The sequence below is a fragment of the [Lactobacillus] timonensis genome (assembly GCF_900240275.1).
GTDB classification, from domain to species: domain Bacteria; phylum Bacillota; class Bacilli; order Lactobacillales; family Lactobacillaceae; genus Limosilactobacillus; species Limosilactobacillus timonensis.
Map to the genome: position 1 here is coordinate 1206314 of NZ_LT964761.1, position 23809 is coordinate 1230122.

The window sequence follows — 23809 nt, forward strand, 5'->3', positions numbered from 1 at the left end:
TAACAATTCTCATGCTACCCCAAATTGGTCTAATTGGCAAGTGAGCTTATGAAAAGCTTAAGGAAGCGCGTTATAAATATTGGTCTAGTCACCGTGCTGCAACCGATTTCGAACCTCTCATGGCGGGATCCCTATTGAAAGTGGTGGAAGCAGCGAAAGAGGTTGCTTTTTGTTGGTGACCCCGGTATAATTGAGAACGTTGAATTTTACGTACAAAGTAAAGGAGGCATATCCCAATGCGTAAAGCACATCCACATGGCGTACAAGGCCGGCGTCCAGTTGCTCCACGTTACAAGCGGGCGCTTAAGGAAAAGAAGATTGAAGAAATTCGCAAGTGGGCTAAGGAAAAGCCTGCCGACGAAAAGTAATTGATGATCAGGAACCGTTTTGCCGGTTCCTTTTCTTTTTGTTCTTTGGCTTTTTCAGAACAATAAAAAATAGCTCAAGCACTTAAGAACTGAGGCTTGAGCTGTTTTTGTAAATTTATCTATCTGTTTGTTTAAGATTATGCGCCCCCAGGGAGTCGAACCCTGATCTCGAGAACCGGAATCTCACGTGCGATCCATTACACTAAGGGCGCGCAACAATCATTATATTATCTTAACTTGGTGATAAAAGCAAGGACATTTTAACAAAGGAACAAAACTTTATAATTGGACCGCTCCATTATTTTAAGTTGGACTTACCGATGATTTTTGAGTATTATAGAGACGGACAGGGATGTCTGTTAGTGAAGCACAAATTATTACGTTTTATTTGCGTGATTTTATTAACACAAAACGGGTGAGAGTGCTAAACTAAGAACGTACATTGATTATTTTCCTAAAGGAGGAACTTGCAGTATGACTGTCAAGATTGGTATTAATGGTTTCGGCCGGATTGGTCGTCTTGCATTTCGTCGGATTCACCAGTTAGGCTCAAAGGATATTGAAGTTGTTGCTATCAACGACTTGACCACTCCTGAAATGCTGGCTTACCTGCTGAAGTATGACTCAACTCATGGTGCTTTCCCTGGCACTGTTGAATCATACGACAAGGGTATTATTGTGGACGGTAAGAAGTACCCAGTATACGCAGAACGGGATGCACGGAATATTCCGTGGGTTAAGAACGATGGTGTTGACTTCGTTCTTGAATGTACTGGTTTCTACACTTCTGCTGAAAAGTCCCAGGCACACCTGGATGCTGGCGCAAAGCGTGTTCTGATTTCTGCACCAGCTGGTAACATTCCAACTGTTGTTCCTGGTGTTAACTTGGACACTCTGAAGGCTGATGACAAGATCGTTTCAGCTGGTTCATGCACGACTAGCTGCCTGGCACCAATGGCTTATTTCCTGAACAAGAACTTCGGGATGAAGGTTGGTACCATGACTACTATTCACGCATTCACTTCTACTCAGGCTATCCTGGATGGTCCTCGTGGAAAGAAGATGCGTAACAACCGTACTGCAAGTGTTAACACTATTCCGCACTCATCAGGTGCTGCTAAGGCAATTGGCCTGGTAATTCCTGAACTGAACGGCAAGCTTTCTGGCCACGCACAACGTGTTGGGGTTGTTGACGGTTCCCTGACTGAACTGGTTTCTGTCTTCAACAAGAAGGTTACTGCTGACGAAGTTAATGCAGCTATGAAGAAGGCTACTGAAAACAACCCAGCCTTTGGTTACACTGAAGACCCAATCGTTTCGACTGACATTATCGGTTCAACTTACGGTTCTGTTTTTGACCCGTCACAAACTGACATCATGGAAGCCGATGACGGTACTCAACTGGTTAAGACCGTTGCTTGGTACGACAACGAATACGGCTTCACTTGCAACATGATTCGGACGCTGCTCCACTTTGCAACGCTCTAATCAAGTGGATTAGAAGGAGCAAAGCTCTAAGCAATAAGGACTGTGGGCGAAACTATGTTTTGTCACAGCCCTTTTTTAGGAGGAATGAGAAATGGCAAAGTTAACAGTAGAAGACTTAGACTTGAAAGGCAAAAAGGTTTTGATGCGTGTCGACTTTAACGTTCCTGTTAAGGACGGTAAGGTTGGCGATGATAACCGGATCGTGGCAGCATTGCCAACAATCAAGTATGTGATTGAACATGACGGCAAGGCAATCCTCTTCTCACACCTTGGCCGGGTAAAGAAGGAAGAAGACAAGCCAGGTCTGTCACTACGGCCTGTTGCTGAGCGCCTGTCCAATTTGCTGCAAAAGCCCGTTACCTTTGTGCCCGTTACGGAAGGCAAGCAGTTAGAAGACGCCATTGCCAACATGAAGGATGGCGAAGTGCTGCTGGTTCAAAACACCCGTTACGAAGACGTTAAGGATGGCGAATATGTCAAGCGCGAATCAGGCAATGATCCTGAATTAGGCAAGTACTGGGCATCCCTTGGTGACGTCTTTATTAACGATGCGTTTGGGACGGCTCACCGTAAGCACGCATCAAATGTCGGTATTGCTACCAACATGCCGGGCAAGGCCGCTGCTGGTTTCCTGATGGAAAAAGAAATTAAGTTCCTGGGGGATGCTGTTGACAACCCGCAACGTCCATTTGTTGCTATTCTTGGTGGTGCCAAGGTTTCTGATAAGATCGGGGTTATTGACCACCTTCTGGAAAAGGCCGACAAGATTATTATCGGCGGTGGGATGGCTTACACTTTCTTTGCTGCCCAAGGCAAGAAGGTTGGTAACTCACTGCTAGAAAAGGATAAGATCGATGTTGCCAAACAGATTATGGATAAGGCCGGCGATAAGCTGGTTTTGCCGGTTGACAACGTTGTGGCTGACAAGTTCGATAACGATGCCAACACCAAGATTGCTGAAGGCAATATAGAAGATGGCTGGGAAGGGCTCGACATTGGTCCTAAGTCAATCAAATTGTTTGAGAGTGTCCTGAAGGATGCTAAGACAGTTGTTTGGAATGGACCGATGGGGGTCTTTGAAATGCCAAACTTTGCCAAGGGAACCCTGGCAATTGGCCGTTTCTTGGGAACATTGAGTAATGCAACGACTATCGTTGGTGGTGGTGATTCAACCGCTGCTGTTAAGCAACTGGGTGTTGCCGACCAACTGACTCATATTTCCACTGGTGGTGGGGCATCGTTGACCTACCTCGAAGGAAAAACTCTTCCGGGAATCGCTGCAATCTCAGAAAAGTAACTATTCAAAAGCGTGGTGATGGGGACCCCGTCATCCGCTTTTCTCTGTTTACGCAACAAGCTTTTAAAGGAGGACCCAAAAGTGAAGAGGGTACCGATTATTGCTGGAAATTGGAAGATGAACAAGACACTGGATAAGGCGGTCGAGTTTGTTAACGTCATTAAGGACCAGTTACCGTCCCCAGACCAGTGCCGGGTGATGATTGCGGCACAACCGCTTTTCTTGGCGGATATGATCCGGGCGGCGGCTAACAGCCCGCTGCAGATCTTTGCTGAAAACTGCTACTACCATGACTTTGGAGCGTTTACCGGCGAAGTTTCTCCTTTGTCCCTCGCAGACATGGGTGTTGACGGGACGATCCTGGGCCATTCGGAGCGGCGTAAAATCTTCCACGAAAGCGATGAGCTGATTAACAAGAAAGTGCTAGCAGCATTACGCAACAATTTGTCGCCTTTGCTCTGCTGTGATGAAACAATGGGCAGAAAAGTTGCTGGCAATGAAGTTCACTGGGTGGTTTCCCGGATCTTAACTGACTTGCGAGACGTGCCACGTGAAGACTTGTCAAAGATTACGATTGCCTATGAACCCAGCTGGGCAATTGGCTCTGGGCAAAGCGCCGATCCGGTTCAAGCGGAAGAAGGCTGCTATCTCATTCGTCAGACCATTGCCGATATGTATGATGATGAGGCTGCTCAGCAGATGAGTGTCCTTTACGGAGGTAGTGTTAACGCCGAAAACGCCAGCAAATTAATGGCGTCAGAAGATATTGACGGTTGTCTGATCGGTGGTAACAGTCTTAAACCAGAAACGTTTATGCAGCTTGTTAACAGCTAAGAAAAGCTTGTTTTAGGTCCCGTAAAATAATACAATTAACTTGGAACTGCTTTCCAAATAAGAAAAAGAGGAGAGATTCATCAATGTCACTTATTACAGATATTTACGCACGCGAAGTTCTGGACTCACGTGGTAACCCGACCGTAGAAGCTGAAGTTTATACTGAAGCTGGCGGCTTTGGCCGCGGAATTGTTCCGTCAGGCGCTTCAACGGGTGAACACGAAGCTGTTGAACTTCGTGACGGTGACAAGAACCGTTACGATGGCAAGGGTGTTTTAAAGGCCGTTGCCAACGTTAATAACGTTATTGCCAAGGAAATTGTTGGCTACGATGTTACTGACCAGCGTTCAATTGACCAGGCGATGATCGACCTGGATGGCACGCCAAACAAGGGTAAGCTGGGTGCTAACGCTATCCTGGCTGTTTCCATTGCGACTGCTCGTGCTGCTGCTGACGAACTGCAAGTTCCACTGTACAACTACATTGGCGGGACTAATGGTCACGTTTTGCCAACACCAATGATGAACGTTATCAATGGTGGTGCTCACTCTGATAACAAGGTTGACTTCCAGGAATTCATGATCTTCCCAATTGGTGCGAAGAACATCCGTGAGTCAATCCGGATGGGTTCAGAGACTTTCCACGAACTGAAGCGTGAGCTGGAAGCTGCTGGTAAGAACACCGGCCTTGGTGACGAAGGTGGGTTTGCTCCTGACTTTGCCAACAACGAAGAACCATTCGAATTCTTGATGAACGCCATCAAAGGTGCCGGCTATGTTCCAGGCAAGGACATTGCCCTGGGCTTTGATGCCGCTGCCTCAGAATTGTGGGACGACGAAGCTAAGAAGTACAAGCTGCGTTGGTCGACTGGTGAAGAATTCACTACTGATGAATTCATCGATTATATCTCCGGACTGGTTGAAAAGTACCCAATCATTTCTGTCGAAGACCCAATTGACGAAAACAACTGGGACGACTGGGTAAAGATTACTAACAAGCTTGGCAAGAAGGTTCAACTGGTTGGTGACGACTTCTTCGTTACTAACACGAAGTACCTGGCTAAGGGGATTAAGATGGGCGCTGCTAACTCTATCTTGATTAAGATGAACCAAATTGGGACGGTTACTGAAACTCTTGAAGCCATTGAAATGGCCAAGGAAGCTGGTTATACGGCTGTTGTTTCACACCGTTCTGGTGAAACCGAAGATACGACGATTGCCGACCTGGTTGTTGGTACAAATGCCGGCCAAATTAAGACTGGTTCAATGAACCGGACTGACCGTTTGGCCAAGTACAATCAGTTAATGCGGATTGAAGACCAATTAGGTTCTTCAGCTGAATTCAAGGGTGTTCACTCATTCTACAACCTGAGTGAACAGGCTCGTCAGGCAATTCTGGACAAGAACTAGTCTGCAATTTAACTAGTCGGGGCTGGGACATAATTCCCTTGTCCTATGCTAAAAGTTAACAGTCGGTACAACAATGGCTCCTAACGTTCTGGCAAAGCCGAACGCTAGGAGCCTATTGTTGCTCGTGGGGGCGGCGGATAGCCTAGCTGCGCGTCGTGACGACGAAGTCATAAATGACTTCCGCGTTAGAACCGTTCAAAAACGAAATCATTCTGATTTCTGTTTCACGGTTTGTCACGCTCCTTTTTTCATCGCTTGTGAAATGTTTGGCCAGCAAAATTTTATTTCACAATAAATGCTATGGCCAACGCTGTTGGCCCTTGTTCATGCCAGAACAAGGGAATTTTCAGCTTGTGAAATAACTATGAGCGGATTATAATGTTCACAAAGTTATGAAAGGATGATTGTTAAATGGCTTATCAGACTGTTAACCCTTATACGAATGAAATTGAAAAGAAATACGATAATTCAACCGATCAAGAAGTCGAAGCGGCACTGGGCAGTGCGCACCAGCTTTACCTTCGTTGGCGAAGCGGGGCAGAGCTAGATGAACGCAAGCAAATAATTACTAAACTCGGGTCGCTGTTGCGGCAAAATAAGACTAAGTATGCCACGATCATGACCCATGATATGGGGAAGCTGATTGGTGAAGCAGAAGGTGAAGTGGAGCTGTGTGCCTCTTTTTGTGACTACTACGTCAAAAAAGCTGATGAATTTTTGGCACCACGTCCGCTATACACGGAAGCTGGCAGTGCCTATCTTCTGCGCCAGGCTAGCGGGGTATTGATGGCGGTGGAGCCATGGAACTTCCCATTTTACCAAATTGCGCGGGTCTTTATTCCTAACTTTTTGGTAGGCAATCCGATGATCCTCAAGGATGCTTCTAATTGCCCCACGTCAGCGCAGGCTTTTGCTGACGCTGTGGCACAAGCTGGAGCGCCTGCTGGCAGCTTGACTAACCTCTTTATTGACTACGACCAAGTTGGCAAAATTATTGCTGATCCGCGGGTACAGGGAGTCTGCTTAACGGGGTCTGAGCGTGGTGGACAGGCGGTAGCAACTGAGGCTGCTGCTCACCTGAAGAAGAACACGATGGAACTAGGCGGCAACGATGCCTTTCTAGTTCTGCCAGATGCAGACATTGATAAGCTAGAACAAGTGATTTTCTCTGCGCGCCTTTACAATGCTGGACAGGTTTGCACATCTTCCAAGCGCTTTATCGTGCCAGACAACCTGTACGATGAACTTTTGAAGCGAGCACGCAAAGTATTTAGCAGTGTTAAGATGGGTGACCCACTAGACCGGTCAACTACTCTCGCGCCGATGAATTCTCAACGGGCAAAGGAAAAGCTGCAAAAGCAAGTGGATATGGCGGTGGCCCATGGCGCAAAGGTTTACTATGGAAACAAGCCGGTTGATGACCAAGAAGGGCAATTCTTTATGCCAACCATCTTGACTGATATTGACCAGGATAATCCCATTTTTGACCAGGAAATGTTCGGCCCAGTTTTATCAGTTTATCGCTATCATGAGCTTCCTGAGGGAATCGCTTTAGCAAACAATTCCAGTTATGGGCTAGGAAGTACCGTCTTTGGTGAAGACGTCGCTCAAGCTCGTCAGGTGGCTTCACAAATCGAAGCGGGGATGACCTGGATTAATTCTGGTTGGGCATCATTGCCCGAACTGCCATTTGGTGGGGTCAAGCACTCTGGTTATGGCCGCGAGTTAGCTGATCTTGGCTTTGGTGAATTTATTAATGAGCACCTGGTTTACGAACCGCTCAAGTAAAAAATTGATTTTTCAAGCGTTGACTGCCCTAGTGATGGCAGCCAGCGCTCTTTTTTTGCTGGATCAGGCGTGCTAGACTAATTGGGATACTAGCTGGAGGAACATCGTGAAAAATAGAGAAGTAAAAATTGAAACTTTAAACTATGGTAGTCTTCGCCAACTGAGCAGAGCGGTTGTTATCGGCATTTTGACGGGATTAGTTGTCAGTATCTTCCGCCTATGCATCCAGCACGTCCTTGCCTGGGTGATGCGTTGTTTTCAGTACTTTCATCATCAGCCGGTAATGTTGATTCCGTGGGTGGCTGGCTCAGTCATTATTGCTCTTGCCCTCGGGATAATGTCGCAGCGGCATCCTGATATTAAGGGTTCTGGGATTCCCCAAGTTGAAGGTCAATTGACCGGTCAATTTGACGAACCGTGGTGGCCAGTGTTGTGGCGCAAATTTATCGGCGGGATTATCGGGATTGGTTCGGGGCTTTTCCTTGGCCGGGAAGGCCCGTCAATCCAGCTTGGCGCAACCATTGGTCAGGGCTGGAGCGAATTTCGTCACAAAAAAGGAATTGAACGGCGGGTTGGCATTGCAAGTGGTGCCGCCGCCGGATTGTCAGCAGCTTTTAACGCGCCCATTGCCAGTACCATGTTTGTTATTGAAGAGGTTTACCACAATTTTTCACCGCTAGTGTGGCTCTCTGTTTTTGTTAGTGCCCTCAGTTCAAACATGGTCTCTGTCCAATTTTTCAGCTTAAAACCTGACCTTGGCATCAGTTACCAACAGCCATTACCGCTCAACCAGTACTGGCATTTACTAATTTTGGGTATCTTGCTTGGCCTCTTAGGACGACTATACCAGTACGTTATTCTTCGTTTGCCACAATGGTCACGCCGGGTAAAGTGGGTTAAACCTGCATGTTATCCGGTAATTCCATTCCTGCTGTTGGTTCCAGTCGCTTGGTTTTTCCCACTGACTCTTGGTGGCGGGAACCAGTTGATCGTAACGATTGATCAGCTCCCCGTTTCCGTAAAGCTATTCGCTGGATTGTTTCTTCTAAGATTCATCTTTTCAATGATTAGTTATGGATCTGAGCTTCCGGGAGGGATTTTTCTACCGATTCTCACGTTGGGAGCTTTAATTGGCGGACTCTACGCGGCGGCAGCAGCTAATTTGGGACTGATGCCGGTTCGTTACATGGATAATATGATTATTTACGCGATGGCGGGCTACTTTGCTTGTATTAGCAAGGCGCCATTTACAGCAATTCTCTTGATTACTGAGATGGTGGGGTCGCTGGCCTTTTTGATGCCGCTTGCCATTGTGGCTGTGATCGCTTACTTAGTTGTTGATAGTCTGGGTGGTGCACCGGTGTACATGGCGATGTTTCGCAACTTTATGCACCAGCAGCCAGTAAAGCCATTCGTCGGGTTCACCAAGGTTACTGTTGCAGTCTTTGCTGGTTCCCGGTTGGATGGCGTAGCGGTCAAGGATTATCCGTGGCCAACGGGTTGTCTTGTTACTAGTATTTATCGTGGAGACGAGCACATTACTCCAAACGGTAGCACGATCCTGCGTGCTGGCGATACATTGGTGGTAGAACTTACAGGGAAAAACCAGCTGACAAAGGAGCGGCAAATCAACAGTGCTGCTCATGACGCTGCAGATGGTCAAGAACGGTGAAATGTGTTAATATAAATAAGTTAAAGTGAGTAGAAAAGAGGAGGAACCCCTGTGGAGAAGATTTTAATGACACTCTTCCTGATTGACTGTGTCGTATTGATTGCGTGCGTGATGATGCAGCCAGCCAAGAATGATAATGATGCAATGTCAGCGCTGACAGGTGGTGCTGGCGACCTCTTTTCCCGGCGGAAACCGCGGGGCTTTGAAGCGGTCATGCAAATTGTTACGGTTATTTTTGGTGCCCTGTTTTTCATCTTGGCACTAGCCCTGGTTTTTGTCTCGTCACACTAGTTGATTAAATAGTTAACAAAAAACGCAGTCTCCGGTGGTGCCTGGTATTCGAGAAAGTGAATGCTTGGCACCCCTTGTTCTTTTTAGGATAGGCTGCCGATGAAGGAGTATTATGACTGAAAAACAGAAGCAATTAGCAGAACAGATTTTGCAGTGTCTTGCTGACAACGTGAAGATTAGCTTGTCAGCAGAAAAAATCGCCCGACTTTTGGGGATGCCAGATGCTGACCAATTTACGCCTATCGTTCAAACACTGGCCCAGCTAGAACGTGATGGAAAAGTTTCCGTAACTGACCAGGGTGAATTTCGATTGGTGATCGAGGATAAGCCACTGACCGGTATTTTCCGGGCAAATGAACGTGGCTTTGGCTTTGTTCATTACGACCCTGAAATGCCTGACATCTACATCAATTCTGATGACACACTTAACGCTTTAAACGGTGACCAGGTGGCCGTGAAGATTCTTCAACCTGGTGACCCAACTCGTGGGCGGGGCCCGGTTGGAAAGGTGACTGAGGTGGTCGAACACCACTTTACTCACATGGTTGGTGAATTTAAGACGGTCTCATTAGACCACTTTATTGGGGAAATCGTTCTTAAGGATCAGAAACTCAGTCAGTATAAGTTCTACGTGACTGATAAGGGGCTCCATCCGTCAGACAATGAAATTGTTAACGCCACGGTTGAGACATACCCGACAAAGGAGTCACCAAATGTACTGACTGGTGCAGTATTGGAAGTAATCGGTGATGCAGACCAACCCGGTGTGGACATTATGTCGGCTGTTTATGCCCACGATGTTCCGCACCAGTTTTCTGATGAGGCAATGGCCCAAGCCAACGAAGTGGAAAAGCAGATTAGTGCGGACGAAAAGCGCGGCCGCAAGGATATCACCGACCAGCCACTAGTGACGATCGACAGTATTGAATCCAAGGACCTGGACGACGCGGTAGTTGCCTGGAAGCTGTCCAATGGGAACTTCCACCTGGGTGTCCATATCGCCGACGTCAGCCACTATGTCCAGCCAGGAACGCCACTGGATCGTGACGCTTATGAACGGGGGACGTCCGTCTACTTAACAGACCGGGTCATTCCGATGCTTCCTAAACGATTGTCAAACGGTATTTGCTCCTTGAACCCCGGGGAAGAACGGCTGTCGATGAGTTGTGAAATGGAGATTAACCCCCAGGGAAAGGTCGTCAAGCACTGGATTGGTCCTAGTGTGATGAAGTCTCATGCACGGATGACTTATAAGGCCGTCAATGCCATTATTGAAGACCACGATCCCCAGGTAATGGCCCAGTACCACGACCTGGTGCCAATGTTTGAAACGATGAATGAACTTCATCACATCCTGTTAAACGCTCGTCACCGGCGAGGAGCCATTGATTTTGAGGCGCCAGAAGCTAAAATTATTGTCGATGCTCAGGGACACCCCACCGATATCCAACTTCGTGAACGGCGGACAGCTGAAAAGTTGATTGAGTCCTTTATGCTGGCAGCAAACGAAACGGTCGCTGACCACTTCTACCACCTCCACGTTCCGTTCCTCTACCGGGTCCACGAGACACCTGACCATGACCGGATGCGTGACTTCTTCGACTTCCTCGGTGTCTTTGGTATTCAAGTGCCTGGTGACATCAACAATGTGACTCCAAAGATGTTACAGCGGGTGCTGGCAAAAGTGGCTGGTGAACCCGAAGAGCAGATGGTGCAGGTCATGATGCTGCGATCAATGCAGCAAGCACGCTACAGCGACGAAGAACTGGGTCACTTTGGCTTGGGGGCAAAGTACTACACGCACTTTACTTCACCGATTCGTCGGTACCCGGATACCATGGTGCACCGGATGATCAAGTATTATGCTGAACACGGTACAGGTGAAGATTCGAAGAGTAAGTTTCGTGATCGGTTAGAAGAAATTGCGGAACATACGTCGACAACTGAGCGGCGGGGAATCGATACAGAACGTGATGTTGACTCGATGAAGAAAGCAGAATACATGGAAGATCACATCGGCGAAACTTTTGATGCTGTCGTTAGTTCTGTTATGAAGTTTGGTCTTTTCGTTGAACTGCAAAACACCGTTGAAGGGCTGGTTCATATCAGCGTCATGGACGATGACTATTACGAGTACGAAGAAAAGCACATGGCATTGGTCGGGCGTCATAACCACCATATCTTCCAGATCGGTCAACCAGTCAAGGTCAAGCTGCTGCGGGTTGATAAGGATCAGCGAGAAGTTGATTTTGCCCTCGTCAATGCTGATGATGCTCCAACGACCAAACTGCGGGTTTCTTCCCCCGACCGGGATCGTCGTTCTCGTCATGGACATGGCCACTCTCGTTCGCATAATAATAATAATAATAATCGTCAACAATCATCACATAGCCGGAGTGGTCATCGGGGATCGCGTCATGGTAACGGGCAAAAGCGTTACCACAGTAAATCGCAGGGGAGTCAACACCAGCATAATAAGCAGCATGGTGGTCACCGCTTTACGATTCGGGAGCGCCGTCACTAATGTGCCTGATACCTGTTAGGAGGCGATGAAAGTGGCAAAACACAAACACCAACAAAAAAATGACAATTTAGTCGCCCAAAACCGGAAGGCACGGCATGACTATTTCGTTATTGAAACGGTGGAAGCCGGGCTGGTACTCACCGGGACAGAGATTAAGTCTGTCCGGGCCCGTCGCGTGAACTTAAAGGATGGGTATGCCCAGATTCGTAATGGGGAAGGCTGGTTAATGAACGTCCACATTAGTGAATACGCTAATGGCAACATTTTTAACCAGGATCCGTTACGTAACCGGAAACTGTTACTGCATAAAAAGCAACTCAATAAGCTGGCGGGGCAACTCAGTGTCGGTGGAGTGACGCTTATCCCACTGAAGATGTACATCAAGAATGGTTACGCCAAAGTCCTCCTTGGCTTAGCTAAGGGAAAGCACCAGTATGATAAGCGCCAAGCAATTAAGAACCGGGATGCGGCACGACAAATTGATCGTGTCATGAAGCATTACTAGAATTAAGTTAAACTCCTCACGTTGCGATGCAAGGTGGGGAGTTTTTGCAATGCATTGATGATCAACTTCCTGATTCGGGGAAGGATAATCACGGTCAAAATCAATCGTTAAAATTAGATGAGATAATTGTTCTTAAATTCTCAAAGAATGATAAAATGGACGTCAAAGAGGTGTGATGATGCAATATTTAAGACTGATTGGTATTTTAATTATTATTTTAGGGTTTGCCTTTAAACTTGATACTGTGGCAACGGTGGTCGTGGCTGCGGTAGTAACGGCACTTTGTTCGGGGATGAGTATTACCCAAACATTGTCGGTCATTGGTAAATCTTTTGTGGACAACCGGATGGTAACGTTGTTCTTTCTGACATTGCCAATGATCGGTTTAGTTGAAAGTCATGGGATGAAGGTCATGGCTGTTAACGGGATTAGCAAGCTGAAGCGGCTAACAGCTGGCGGGCTGCTAGATGTTTACATGGTACTGCGTGAAATCTTATTGTTCTTTGGTATTAACATGAACGGCCAAGTTGCATTGGTTCGGCCACTTTTGTCACCAATGACGATGGCGGCTGCGGAAAAGAATAATAAGTTAACGGCGAAGGGGAAGGAAAAGATGAAGGCCCGGATTGCGGCGACTGACAACTTTGCCAACTTCTTTAGCCAAAACACGTTTGTTGCCAGTGGTGGTGTGTTATTAATGGCCAGCACAATGACCAATTTAAAGCACCCGGTAAAGCCAAGCCAAATTGTTATTTGGGCAGTTCCCATTGCGATTATTGCCTTTATCGTTGTAGCCATCTATAACTACCTTTGTGATAAGCGTTATTTGACAGGAAAAGAGGCTGACAAATAATGTTGATGAAAAATTTATTGTTAGCTCTTTACCTTTTATTGGGTTTAATCCTGCTGGTAGCGGGAATCGAATCTTTCCGTGACAAAAAGAACCCCGCACGAATCGGTACTGGTTTGTTTTGGGTGATCATGGCGATTATTTTTGGGTTTGGCGATATGCTGCCCAACGTCGTTAGTGGATTGCTGGTAGTTATTATCGGTTTGTTGGCGCTGTTTAAGCAGATCAAGATTGGGACGATTCCGGAAGTTAACGAACAAAAGGCAGAAAAGTCTGCTAAGCGGCTTGGCTGGTGGATCTTCCTCCCAAGCATTATCCTGGCGATTGTTGCCTTTTGTATTTCCCAGTACACTAAATTAGGCGGACAAATTGCGATTGGGATTGCGTCCATTGTTTCACTCGTCATTGCTTGGGTAGAAACTCGTGCTAGCGCTAAGCAGGTGTTCTTTGATACTCACCGTTCTATTCGGGCAATGGGAACAGCCGGTGTTTTGCCACAGCTGTTGGCCATGCTAGGGGCTGTCTTCACTGCTGCTGGAATTGGTGACCTGACCGCTCAAATTATTGCTGGTATTTTCCCAACGGGTAATCGTCTACTGGGTGTTGCCCTGTATTGTATTGCCATGGCAATCTTCACGGTTATCATGGGGAATGCCTTTGCGGCCTTTGCGGTAATTACTGCTGCAATTGGGATTCCATTTGTTGTTGCCCAGGGTGGTAACCCGGCAATTGTTGCGACGCTTGGGATGACATCTGGCTACTGTGGGACGTTGATGACACCAATGGCTGCTAACTTTAACAGCCTTCCGGTAGCCCTGCTGGATATGGACGATGAGATGGGCGTTATTAAGGAGCAAGTCCCAGTAGCCATTGTGATGTTACTGATTCATATTGTGTTGATGTACTTTCTAGCCTTTTAACTTGAAAGAGGGACTTTAAATGAAAATTTTAGTGACAGGTTTTAATCCATTTGGTGACGACAAGATTAACCCAGCAATCGAAACGGTTAAGCAGTTGCCAGGGACTATCCACGGTGCTGAGATTATTAAGTTAGAAATTCCAACCGAATTTAATCACTGTGCTGAGGTCGTTAAAAAAGCAATCGAAGAGCACCACCCGGATTACGTTATTAATGTTGGCCAGGCCGGTGGACGATTTGGAATTACGCCGGAATACGTGGCCATTAACCTGGATGACGGCCGGATTGCAGACAATGCTGGATATCAGCCGTTAAATCACACCATTCACGAAGACGGAGAAACGGCCTACTTTACCCAGTTGCCGGTCAAGGCCATTGCACGGGCAATTCGCGAAGCTGGCTTACCATCCACAGTTTCTTACACGGCGGGGACGTATGTCTGCAACCACATTTTCTACCAGGTTCAGTACATGCGGGATAAGTTCTTCCCTGAGATTAAGGCCGGCTTTATCCACATTCCATTTTTGCCAGACCAGGTAATTCACCGTCCTCAAACACCAGCGATGTCGTTGACCGATGATGTGAAGGGAATTACAGCTGCTATCGGGGCAATTGTGGACTGTGATGGCAAGGGGGATATTGAAGCTGTTGAAGGCCATATTGCTTAGATAAAACAATAAAAACGTCATCGCGGGAGGGCATTTTTTATGGGTCGCAAATCTAAATATTCTGCGATGGAAAAGCTAAAGATAATCAATGAAGCTAAGTTATTTGGTGATTCAGCAGCTGCAAAGGCCTATTACATCAATAAAAAAACCATCTGGCGTTGGCGACTACTCTATCAATATCAAGGATTAGCAGGACTTAATCCGCTTCATCGCAATCAAAGTTATTCTAAGGAACTCAAAATACAATTAGTGAAACAATATCAGCAGTCTAATGATTCTATGGAAGAATTTGCGATCAAGCATGGCTTACGCGGCCATAAGCAACTATCTGACTGGATTAACCAGTATAATGGATCTAACTTAAGGGCCTACACGCCAAGAAAGCGAGATTCCAAAATGACTGGTAGAAAGACCACTTTTGAAGAACGAATAACAATTATTGAAGAACTGATTAAGCATGATTTGAACTATAACTGGGCCGTTGAACACTACAACGTCAGTTACCAACAAGTTTACGGTTGGTATCGGAAATATAAGCAAAGTGGCAATAACCCGGAATCACTTCGTGATCGCCGGGGCAAAGCCAAGCCTAAGTCAGAATGGACGGAAGTTGATCGATTAAAGGCAGAAAATCGACTGCTTAAAGCCAAGCTGAAACAACAAGAAATAGAGATTGCCTTCGCAAAAAAATTGGTCGAAATACGCAATCGGGAGGCGAAAAAGAGAACAAATACCAAGCAATTCAAGAAATGAAAGAGCAGTATGGATGGACGATTGTTCAGTTGACTAGCGCTGCTGGCATTACACGCGATGCCTATTATAAGTGGCTAAAACGGCAACCGAGCCGTTATCATCAAGAGCAAACTCAGTTAGTAACGGCTATTCTGGAGCTAGAAGAGGAACACAATTGGACACTAGGTTATTTGGGTATGACAACTCAGCTCAAAGCAGAAGGTAAATTATCATTCGCCGCTGGCCTGAAGAGAGTTACGCATTGTATGCGCGACAATCATATTCAAACCAACATCCGCAAAAAGAAACGTAATCGAATTAAACGTCATGAAGAATATGTAAGTGATAACTTACTCAATGAACAATTTGATCGTCAGGGCAAGAACGAAGTTTGGGTTACAGACACAACGGAAGTTGTGTATGGTAACCAAACAGTTCACAAAGCACGTCTCCATGTAGTTTTAGATTTGTATGGCCGTTATGCACTTAGTTACAATATTTCGGCAACTGAAACAACACCAGCAGTGATCGAAGCCTTTGAACGAGCTTTTAAGAGTGAACCAAATGTGCATCCTATGATTCATACAGATCGTGGAGCAGCCTACTGTTCAGGTTCATTCAATAATTATTTAGCATCAAAGAATTGTGTTCATAGCATGTCACATCCCGGTCATCCATGGGAGAATTCGCCGATGGAACGCTGGTGGAATGACTTTAAATTAATCTGGTTAGCCAGACATCCACGGCCAAAAACGATGGTCGAACTTGAACGGCTAGTCCAAGACGGCATCGAATATTTCAACACAAAGCGCGCGTACGCAACAAGAAACGGCTTGACCGCGGAACAATTCCGCAGCCAAGCCGCATAAACTAAATTTATTCTATTTCAACTGTAGACTTGACGGGACATAGTGCCGAGAGAAAAGCGCGATGGCGTTTTTTTATGCATGGCCTAATTGTGGGTGGCATTTTTTCCAGCGTTGAGCTATTTTCATCCGTAACGGCACACGGCTGCCACGATGAGCGTAGTGGTTGAGTACGGCTGCGATTAGGAGGGCGAGTGGTTCGTCTACTGGACGGTCAATAGTCAGTTCACTCACGGTCAGACCACTTTTCTCGACGGGCTTAATTTCGCAAACCAAGCGACGCCCCTGAAAAATACGGTAGCGCCCCTGTGTACCGCTACCAACGATGACCCAATTTAAACCGCGAATGTAAACTAATTCCCGTGAAAAACCGAGAGATAGCCCGACATAGCCGACGAGTTGGTTGTGCTGGAAGAGGTGAAAACGGGGAAGTAATCCTAGGGACGCCTGCTTGATTTCAGCGAGCAGTTGTCCGCTAATGGTGTAAAGCGATAAGACGTCGGCACGTAACCCCCAGCGACCCGTTAGCAAGTAGGCTTGTTGGCCATGCAAGTCATGAACCACAGTGACACTTCGCCCACTAGCCGTCTGGCTGCGTAGATATAACTTTCTCACCTGGAAACGCCCCCAATCATTAATCATAACTTTATTTTATCAGGGGTGAAGAGGGAAAGATAGGTAGCTAGTTAGAATTTAACGGAAACGTTATGATAGTGGTACTACTGCGTGAGGCCGACTAACTTATGATAAAATAGCGTTGAGGTGCTGAAAGTGAAACAGTTGATTAATAACGATTGGTGGCCAGTTTTAGAGCCACAATTTGAGTCCCAAAATTATGCCCAGTTGCATGACTTTTTGGTTCAGGAGTACTCTCATCAGACCATTTACCCGGAGATGCACCACATCTTCCAGGCGTTTGAGTGGACTCCCTTTAGTAAAACTAAGGTGGTTATCCTGGGTCAGGATCCTTACCATGGTCCTCACCAGGCGCATGGCTGTAGCTTCTCTGTAATGCCTGGAGTTGCTGTGCCCCCTTCATTGAAAAACATTTATAAGGAGTTGCAAGATGACGTGGGTTGTACCCCGGTCAACCATGGTTATCTTAAAAAATGGGCTGACCAGGGAGTTTTGCTACTCAACTCGGTGTTGACGGTTCGTGCTGGGCAAGCGTATTCTCATCGTGGCCACGGCTGGGAACAAATTACCGATGCGGCCATCGCAGCCTTGTCTGACCGTCCACGGCCGGTGATCTTCATCTTGTGGGGACGGGCAGCGCGTAATAAGGCTCAGCTGATTGATCGGTCACGCAACATTATTTTTGAATCAGCACACCCTAGCCCGTTGTCGGCCTACCACGGCTTCTTTGGTTCCAAGCCATTTTCGAAAACTAACCGTGCGCTCGAGTCAATGGAAGAACAGCCTATTGATTGGCAACTGCCGGACCATGTTACTGAATAAGAGGAGGAATACACATGAGTTTCATTGATACATTAAAAACTAAAATTGGTCAACAGAAAAAAACGATCGTCTTCCCCGAAGGCGGGGATCCCCGTGTATTAACTGCTGCTGCCAAGTTAGCCAATGAAAAACTAATTGTTCCACTAGTGTTGGGAAGCAACGATGAAATTAAACAGGCGGCTCAAGAAGCCCAGTTGGACTTAAGTGGGGTGAGAACCTTAGACCCCGCATCTTATCCGGCAGCTGACAGGCAAGCAATGCATGATGCCCTCCTCAAGCGGCGCAAGGGTAAGAACACGACTGAAGAAGTGGACCAGATGCTCGCGGATGTTTCTTACTTTGCCACCATGCTTGTTTACATGGGCAAAGTTGACGGGATGGTCTCTGGCGCGGTTCATTCTACTGGGGACACGGTCCGTCCTGCATTACAAATCATTAAAACTAAACCGGGTGTTAAGCGGATTAGTGGAGCCTTTATTATGCAAAAGGGTAACCAACGCTACGTCTTTGCCGACTGTGCAATTAACATCGAACTAGATGCGGCTACCATGGCAGAAGTAGCGATTGAAAGTGCACAGACCGCTAAATTATTTGGCATTGATCCGGCAGTAGCCATGCTGAGTTTTTCCACTAAGGGCTCTGCAAAGGGTGAAATGGTAACTAAGGTTCAAGAAGCAACTGCGTTGGTTCACCGCCAAGAACCTGACCTGGCAGTAGATGGCGAACTTCAATTTGACGCAGCAATCGTACCAGCAGTTGGAAAGTTAAAGGCACCTGATTCCGCTGTTGCGGGTCATGCGAATGTTTTCGTCTTCCCAAGTTTGGAAGCCGGCAACATTGGGTACAAGATTGCTCAACGTTTAGGTGGCTTTACCGCTGTTGGACCGATTTTACAGGGACTGAATGCGCCAATTGCGGACTTGTCAAGGGGAGCAAGTGCTGATGATATCTATCAGGTAGCAATTATCACTGCTGCCCAAGCCCTTTAACCGGAGGCGGTTTGATGAAAGAATTAATGATGACTAGTCGAGATGCTACCATTAACCTCGGCAGGAAAATTGCTAGTCAGTTACGTGCTGGGGACGTAATTGTTCTCAAAGGCGACCTTGGTGCGGGAAAGACCACGTTCACTAAGGGACTAGCTGCTGGCTTAGGGATCCCCGACATGATTAAGAGTCCTACCTTTACCATTATTCGTGAATACCGGAATGGGCGGCTGCCGCTTTATCACATGGACGTATACCGGCTAGAAAATGGTGGTGGTGACGAGCTCGGGTTAGAAGAGTATTTCGATGGCGACGGGGTTTCTGTTGTTGAGTGGCCCCAGTACGTGGCTGATGAATTGCCGGCCGAATACCTCGCAATTAACTTTCAACGAACCACCAAGGAAAGTTCGCGGGTCATTAGTCTGCAGCCGCACGGAAAACACTTTGAACGGCTGGTAGAGGGACTGGAAAAGTAATGACTGAAGAAGAAACAGAAGTACGAATTTTGCCGGCAAAACCAGCTGATGCGTCCGCACTGGTGGCGTTTCTCAAACAAGCCAGCAAGGAAAGCAACGCCGTTCAGATTACCAACTTACAGCAGCTGACGGCTGCTAATGAAATGGACCAATTGCGGGCCATTAGCAGAAGTAATAGCTGTGAAGTTGTTGTCGCACGTCTCGGCAAGCAAGTGATCGGGGTGGCAACAATCATGGTTGACGCTGATGACCCCACTACCGGGGAGCTAGGGTTACTGGTTGGCAAAGAGTTTTGGCACCAGGGCTTAGGTACGGTCTTGCTAGCAACCATCCTTGACTGGTATAGTCACGGTAGTGAATTAACATCATTGGTACTTGACGTGTTTGCGGATAATGAGCGGGCAATCGACTTGTACCACCGTTACGGCTTTGTTGAGAATGGTATCAGCAATTATTCGACTGAAAAGGGCAGTCCTCGGCAACTAGTTCACATGGTATACATGAAAAAAAGTAATTAAGCATAAAAAATCCTGGATCAGTGGTAGTCACCACTAGTCCAGGAATTTTTTGTTAAAGGGAAGGCCGGTCAACAACGTTAACTGGCAAGATGGTAGTTGGACCACCACATTTTCTGGTCTGAATTTGGTTGAGTAGTTGGTGGGCGGCAATGTTACCCATTAACTCCATATCTTGTTTCAACAGGTAAACTCCATCACTGACGTACTGTGACCAAGACCAGTCGTCAAAACTGATTAAACCAAAGTCCTGGGGAAAGTTAAGGTGCCGCTGTTGACAGATACTGAGAATATCAAATAAGACTGGGCCCATTAGGGAAATAACGGCTGTCCGTCCACGAAGACGAGCTAGTTGTTGTGGAAAGACGTCTGCCAGCCATTGACGATCGTGGCCACGAGTTTCAATATTGTGAAAACTGAGGCCCAGCTCGTTAGCGATGGATTGCAGACCACTGATGCGGGGAATTTGCCCCGAAGCTTGAGCAAAGTGAGCACTGATAGCCAAAATGTTGTCATAGCCGCGCTGTTGGATAGTTCTGCCAACTTGGTAGCAGGCATCACAATTAGCACTGGTAACCATGCTGATATTAGCAGGAAGATCGTCTACCTCTCTGTCGACCACCACTAGGGGAATGTTGCGGTCAACGATGGACGCAAACTGCTTGTAATAACGTGAATCCGGCTGGACAATAATGCCATCTACCTGAAGCTCGTACAGCCGTTCCAGGGACCGTTTTTCACTTAAGAGTGAGTTGTTAGTGTTCATCAGAACAATATCGTACCCTACTGGTTGGAGAACATCACCAATTCCCTTTGCTAACAGAGTCGAAAAGACATTACCGATATCACCAACGAGAACTCCCACCGTATGGCTTTTCCGGGTCCGCAAGCGACGGGCCGAGGCTGTGGGGAAAAAGTGAAGTTCCTTAATGGCTGCCTCGACTTTTTGGCGGGTTGCTGGGCGCATTTTTTCGTAATGCCCATTAATAATCCGGGAAACCGTGGTGACTGAGACCCCGGCCTTATTTGCCACGTCCTTAATTGTGACACGTTCAATCATGTTTTATTCATCCTTCATTTCTGTCTAGTAATAGGATACACCAGTCAAAGAAAAACACCACCATTACGGTGGTGTTTTTTCGTTGCTTAAACGTCGCTTAAACAAAGAGCGAAATGGCATAAACCGCACCCAGACCAGCGATGGCCAGGACAGATGTTAACGTTGACCATGAGAGAAGTGTTTCCTTCAGTGAAAGGCCAAAGTATTCTTTGATCATCCAGAAACCCGCGTCGTTGACGTGGTCGCAGAACACCGAACCAGCACCAATACTGAGAACCATCAGTGCTGACATTGCCGAGTTAGCACCATATTGCTGGGCCATTGGCGCAACCAGACCAGCAGCAGTCATGGCGGCAACGGTCGATGAACCGAGCGATACCCGCAGTAGTGCGGTAATGATCCAGGCAGCTAAGATTGGTGACATGTGGGTAGAAGCAAAGAGGGTGGAAATGTACTTGGAAATTCCCCCGTCGACCAGGACTTGCTTGAAGGCCCCACCACCACCGATGATCAGTAGCATGACCGCAATCTGCTTTACTGATAAGACCATTGAATCGGTAACTTCCTTCATCGTCTTTGACCGGTGGATTCCCATCGTGTACACCGCCAATAGTAGTGAAAGAAGCATTGCTAGGTCAGGAGCACCGACAAACTGGATAAATTCGTTTACTGGATTATGTTTTGACAAAACAAATGAGCAAATGGTTGCAAAGGCAATCAGGATGACAGGCATCATGGCTGTCAGAACCGAGATTCCGAAACCTGGTGTTTCATCTAGCTGAAATTCACGGTATTCACCAAGAACTGAAATATCCGTGTTCTTCCGGTAGACTTGCGGGTAAACTTTCTTCAAAAACCAGTTGAAGCCTGGACCGGCAATTAGGATCGTTGGAATAGCAGCAATAATTCCGAGCAAAAGGACGTGGCCGAGGTTAGCGCCAAGGATGTCGGTGATTGCTGTTGGTGCCGGGTGCGGTGGTAAAAACGCATGGGTTGTGTTCAACGTTGCCGCCATTGGAATACCCAGGTATATTAACGGCATGTCCAGTTCACGCGCGATGATGAAAATAATTGGTAAAACAACAACCAGACCAACTTCAAAGAAGAGGGCCAACCCAATAATAAAGGAAGCCAGGATAACAGCAACCTGAATCCAGCGCCGACCGAACTTGTCAATCAAGGTCGTTGCAATCCGGTAACCACCACCGGCATCTGAAACCAGTTGACCGAGCATTGACCCAAAACCAAAGATAATTGCCAAGTGGCCGAGTTGACCGCCAATACCAGCTTCAATTGTCGTAGGGATCTTAGTCAGAGGCAACCCCAGTAAGAGTGCGGTAATAAAGGACGTAATGATGAGGGCAACAAAGGTGTTGAGCTTCAGCTTGATAATCATAAAGATAAGCAGCAGAACACCAATTAACACAATGAGTAAGGGCATTTTAAATCCTCCTAAAAGTTAGTTTTGCTGTAATTGAGCAATTTGACCGTAAGCGGGAGTCAGGACCTTTTCCAGCGACTTGAAAAGTGGCAGGTATCGCTGGTAAGTGTCCACAGCGCTGCTTTGTGGCTGATATGATTGTTGATCGCCGATGAAGTTTTGAACGGCAGCATAGTTTTCCACCATCCCGAGCGACTTCATTGCCACCATGGTTGCGCCGAGACATCCAGACTCAAATGCCTGGGGAATATTGACGGGACAGTTCAGGATATCGGCCAACATTTGCCGCCAAACTGGTGATTGTGAGAATCCGCCGGTTGCGGTGACACTAGTTGGTTGTCCCACCAGGTCGCAGACGGCTTCAAATACCGTCGCAATATTCATATTGATACCTTCCAGAACTGCTCGAAGCATATCGGCTCGCGTGTGCAGGTTGGTTAAGCCAAAGAAGCTGCCGCGGGCACTAGCATTCCATAGCGGTGCTCGTTCGCCACCGAGGAATGGGTGGAAAATAAGACCATGAGCACCGGCAGGAACGTTTGCAATGACGTCGTTAGCTAAGGTGTAGGCGTCAGTTTTTTCGTTCTTAACGGCACTGGCGTCCACCAGGTGTTCAACAGCCCACTGGAAAACATCACCGCCGTTGTTAAGTGGACCACCGATAACCCACAAACCGCGATCCAGAGCGTAGCAGAATAAGCGTTGCTGGGGATCAATTAGTGGTTGATTGCTTATTACCCGGACACCAGCTGAAGTACCAATTGTGATGGCAACGGTATCTTGTTTGATCGCGCCGACCCCCAAGTTTGAAAGCGCACCGTCGAAGGCCCCGTAAACAAATGGAGTATCTGCTGGAATTCCCATCGCCGTTGCAGCTTTGGAATTGAGGCCTCGCTCCTGAGTTGTCCCCGAAACAATGGTTGGTAATTGCTGGCGAGCGATTCCAGTTTCTTTCAGCGCTTTGTCGTCCCAGTTGGAGGTTTTGATATTCATCATCCCGGTGCAGCTGGCAATTGAAATATCGACTTTGAAGACGCCAAAGAAACGGGCAAAAAGATACGATTTAATATCACCAATGAAATCAGCTGTTGCGAGTTGGTCGGGGTGTTCATCCTTCAACCAGAGCAGTTTCGTCAATGGCGACATCGGGTGAATGGGAGTCCCGGTACGTTCATATAACTGCTTACCCAGCGGTGTCTTTTTAAGTTGGTCAGCTTGGTGACGGGCTCGCGTGTCTGCCCAGGTCATCGCCCGAGTGAGGGGCTGCAAGTGCTTGTCCAGGAGGATCAAACTCTGGTTAGCTGAGGAAAAAGAGACAGCCGTTAACTGGTCATTATCAAAATTAAGCTGTGCGGCCGCGTCATGAATAACCTTTTCTACTGCCGTCCCAATCTGTTGAGGATCCTCTTCCGCCATTCCGTTAATATCACGGTAGAGAGGGTAGCCCTGACTAAATTTGCCAATAACGTGGGCGTGTTCGTCATATAAAATCGCCTTGGTGCTGGTTGTCCCAACATCCACACCGATTAAATAGTTCATTGGTTTCTCCTTTCGGCTGATGAAAGCGTTTTGGTTTATCGTTACACCCGATAATATACAAAACCTGGTAAGCGTTGTCAATGCTATTATGGAAATAATTAAAACGTTTTCTTAAAAAACAAA

The 23809-nt window shown here is 47.1% G+C and carries 23 protein-coding genes and 1 tRNA gene; 19 read left to right on the top strand and 5 right to left on the bottom strand.

Going from position 1 to position 23809, the window contains the following annotated elements:
* Positions 1-236 precede the first annotated feature (236 nt).
* Positions 237-368, top strand: a complete 132-nt coding sequence (locus C1710_RS08450) for a hypothetical protein (RefSeq protein WP_268874823.1) — start codon at positions 237-239, stop codon at positions 366-368.
* Positions 369-508: 140 nt separating this feature from the next.
* Here C1710_RS08450 and C1710_RS05830 read toward each other — a convergent pair.
* A tRNA-Arg gene (locus tag C1710_RS05830) sits at positions 509-580 on the bottom strand.
* A 262-nt stretch (positions 581-842) separates the two neighbouring features.
* On the opposite strand from C1710_RS05830, the gene gap reads away from it, so the two are divergent.
* The 14 genes from gap (at position 843) to C1710_RS05900 (ending at position 16214) form a co-directional block, all read left to right on the top strand.
* Positions 843-1856, top strand: a complete 1014-nt coding sequence (gene gap / locus C1710_RS05835) for a type I glyceraldehyde-3-phosphate dehydrogenase (RefSeq protein ID WP_102281008.1) — start codon at positions 843-845, stop codon at positions 1854-1856.
* A 91-nt stretch (positions 1857-1947) separates the two neighbouring features.
* Positions 1948-3153 carry a phosphoglycerate kinase gene (locus tag C1710_RS05840; protein ID WP_102281010.1) on the top strand — a complete coding sequence of 402 codons (1206 nt, stop codon included), beginning with the start codon at positions 1948-1950 and terminating at the stop codon, positions 3151-3153.
* Between the two features lie 81 nt (positions 3154-3234).
* Complete coding sequence (tpiA, locus tag C1710_RS05845) at positions 3235-3987, top strand: triose-phosphate isomerase (protein WP_268874824.1); 753 nt, start codon at positions 3235-3237, stop codon at positions 3985-3987.
* Positions 3988-4070: 83 nt separating this feature from the next.
* The gene (eno, locus tag C1710_RS05850; RefSeq protein ID WP_102281013.1) at positions 4071-5396 is read left to right on the top strand and encodes a phosphopyruvate hydratase; all 1326 of its coding nucleotides are present in this window, start codon (positions 4071-4073) and stop codon (positions 5394-5396) included.
* Between the two features lie 411 nt (positions 5397-5807).
* Positions 5808-7184, top strand: a complete 1377-nt coding sequence (locus tag C1710_RS05855) for an NAD-dependent succinate-semialdehyde dehydrogenase (protein WP_102281014.1) — start codon at positions 5808-5810, stop codon at positions 7182-7184.
* A gap of 106 nt (positions 7185-7290) precedes the next feature.
* Positions 7291-8856, top strand: a complete 1566-nt coding sequence (locus C1710_RS05860; protein ID WP_102281016.1) for a ClC family H(+)/Cl(-) exchange transporter — start codon at positions 7291-7293, stop codon at positions 8854-8856.
* Between the two features lie 51 nt (positions 8857-8907).
* Positions 8908-9147 (top strand): preprotein translocase subunit SecG, encoded by a 240-nt coding sequence (gene secG, locus C1710_RS05865; RefSeq protein WP_180961316.1) that lies wholly within the window; start codon positions 8908-8910, stop codon positions 9145-9147.
* A 112-nt stretch (positions 9148-9259) separates the two neighbouring features.
* Complete coding sequence (gene rnr, locus C1710_RS05870; RefSeq protein WP_102281017.1) at positions 9260-11671, top strand: ribonuclease R; 2412 nt, start codon at positions 9260-9262, stop codon at positions 11669-11671.
* Between the two features lie 31 nt (positions 11672-11702).
* Positions 11703-12176, top strand: coding sequence for an SsrA-binding protein SmpB (gene smpB, locus C1710_RS05875; RefSeq protein WP_102281019.1), 474 nt, complete (start codon positions 11703-11705; stop codon positions 12174-12176).
* A 178-nt stretch (positions 12177-12354) separates the two neighbouring features.
* Positions 12355-13029, top strand: coding sequence for a 5-oxoproline transporter, DUF969 family subunit (locus tag C1710_RS05880; protein ID WP_102281020.1), 675 nt, complete (start codon positions 12355-12357; stop codon positions 13027-13029).
* Between the two features lie 2 nt (positions 13030-13031).
* Positions 13032-13946, top strand: coding sequence for a DUF979 domain-containing protein (locus tag C1710_RS05885; protein ID WP_408065707.1), 915 nt, complete (start codon positions 13032-13034; stop codon positions 13944-13946).
* Positions 13947-13965: 19 nt separating this feature from the next.
* A complete protein-coding gene (pcp, locus tag C1710_RS05890; RefSeq protein WP_102281021.1) occupies positions 13966-14613 on the top strand; it encodes a pyroglutamyl-peptidase I in 648 nt (215 codons plus the stop codon).
* 39 nt (positions 14614-14652) lie between these two features.
* Complete coding sequence (locus tag C1710_RS05895; RefSeq protein ID WP_102281023.1) at positions 14653-15366, top strand: helix-turn-helix domain-containing protein; 714 nt, start codon at positions 14653-14655, stop codon at positions 15364-15366.
* The gene (locus C1710_RS05900) at positions 15303-16214 is read left to right on the top strand and encodes an IS3 family transposase (protein ID WP_146002374.1); all 912 of its coding nucleotides are present in this window, start codon (positions 15303-15305) and stop codon (positions 16212-16214) included. Before C1710_RS05895 ends, C1710_RS05900 begins: the two co-directional genes overlap by 64 nt.
* A 72-nt stretch (positions 16215-16286) precedes the next feature.
* On the opposite strand, the gene C1710_RS05905 is transcribed toward C1710_RS05900, so the two are convergent.
* A complete protein-coding gene (locus C1710_RS05905; RefSeq protein ID WP_146002375.1) occupies positions 16287-16826 on the bottom strand; it encodes an LURP-one-related/scramblase family protein in 540 nt (179 codons plus the stop codon).
* A gap of 156 nt (positions 16827-16982) precedes the next feature.
* Here C1710_RS05905 and C1710_RS05910 point away from each other — a divergent pair, with 156 nt between their 5' ends.
* Genes C1710_RS05910 through C1710_RS05925 form a run of 4 tightly spaced genes read left to right on the top strand, consistent with a single transcriptional unit; the run spans position 16983 to position 19649 of the window.
* A complete protein-coding gene (locus C1710_RS05910; protein ID WP_102281027.1) occupies positions 16983-17669 on the top strand; it encodes a uracil-DNA glycosylase in 687 nt (228 codons plus the stop codon).
* Positions 17670-17683: 14 nt separating this feature from the next.
* On the top strand, positions 17684-18658 hold the full coding sequence (pta, locus tag C1710_RS05915) for a phosphate acetyltransferase (RefSeq protein ID WP_102281028.1): 975 nt from the start codon (positions 17684-17686) through the stop codon (positions 18656-18658).
* A gap of 14 nt (positions 18659-18672) precedes the next feature.
* The gene (gene tsaE, locus C1710_RS05920) at positions 18673-19131 is read left to right on the top strand and encodes a tRNA (adenosine(37)-N6)-threonylcarbamoyltransferase complex ATPase subunit type 1 TsaE (RefSeq protein ID WP_102281030.1); all 459 of its coding nucleotides are present in this window, start codon (positions 18673-18675) and stop codon (positions 19129-19131) included.
* A complete protein-coding gene (locus tag C1710_RS05925) occupies positions 19131-19649 on the top strand; it encodes a GNAT family N-acetyltransferase (RefSeq protein ID WP_102281031.1) in 519 nt (172 codons plus the stop codon). The genes tsaE and C1710_RS05925 overlap by 1 nt, the downstream gene beginning before the upstream one ends.
* A 52-nt stretch (positions 19650-19701) precedes the next feature.
* On the opposite strand, the gene C1710_RS05930 is transcribed toward C1710_RS05925, so the two are convergent.
* The 3 genes from C1710_RS05930 to C1710_RS05940 form a co-directional block, all read right to left on the bottom strand.
* Positions 19702-20706 (bottom strand): LacI family DNA-binding transcriptional regulator, encoded by a 1005-nt coding sequence (locus tag C1710_RS05930; protein ID WP_102281033.1) that lies wholly within the window; start codon positions 20704-20706, stop codon positions 19702-19704.
* A gap of 97 nt (positions 20707-20803) precedes the next feature.
* Positions 20804-22147: a gluconate:H+ symporter gene (locus tag C1710_RS05935; protein ID WP_102281037.1), complete on the bottom strand. Its 1344-nt coding sequence runs from the start codon at positions 22145-22147 to the stop codon at positions 20804-20806.
* Between the two features lie 18 nt (positions 22148-22165).
* Positions 22166-23686: a gluconokinase gene (locus tag C1710_RS05940; RefSeq protein WP_102281038.1), complete on the bottom strand. Its 1521-nt coding sequence runs from the start codon at positions 23684-23686 to the stop codon at positions 22166-22168.
* Positions 23687-23809: the final 123 nt, after the last annotated feature.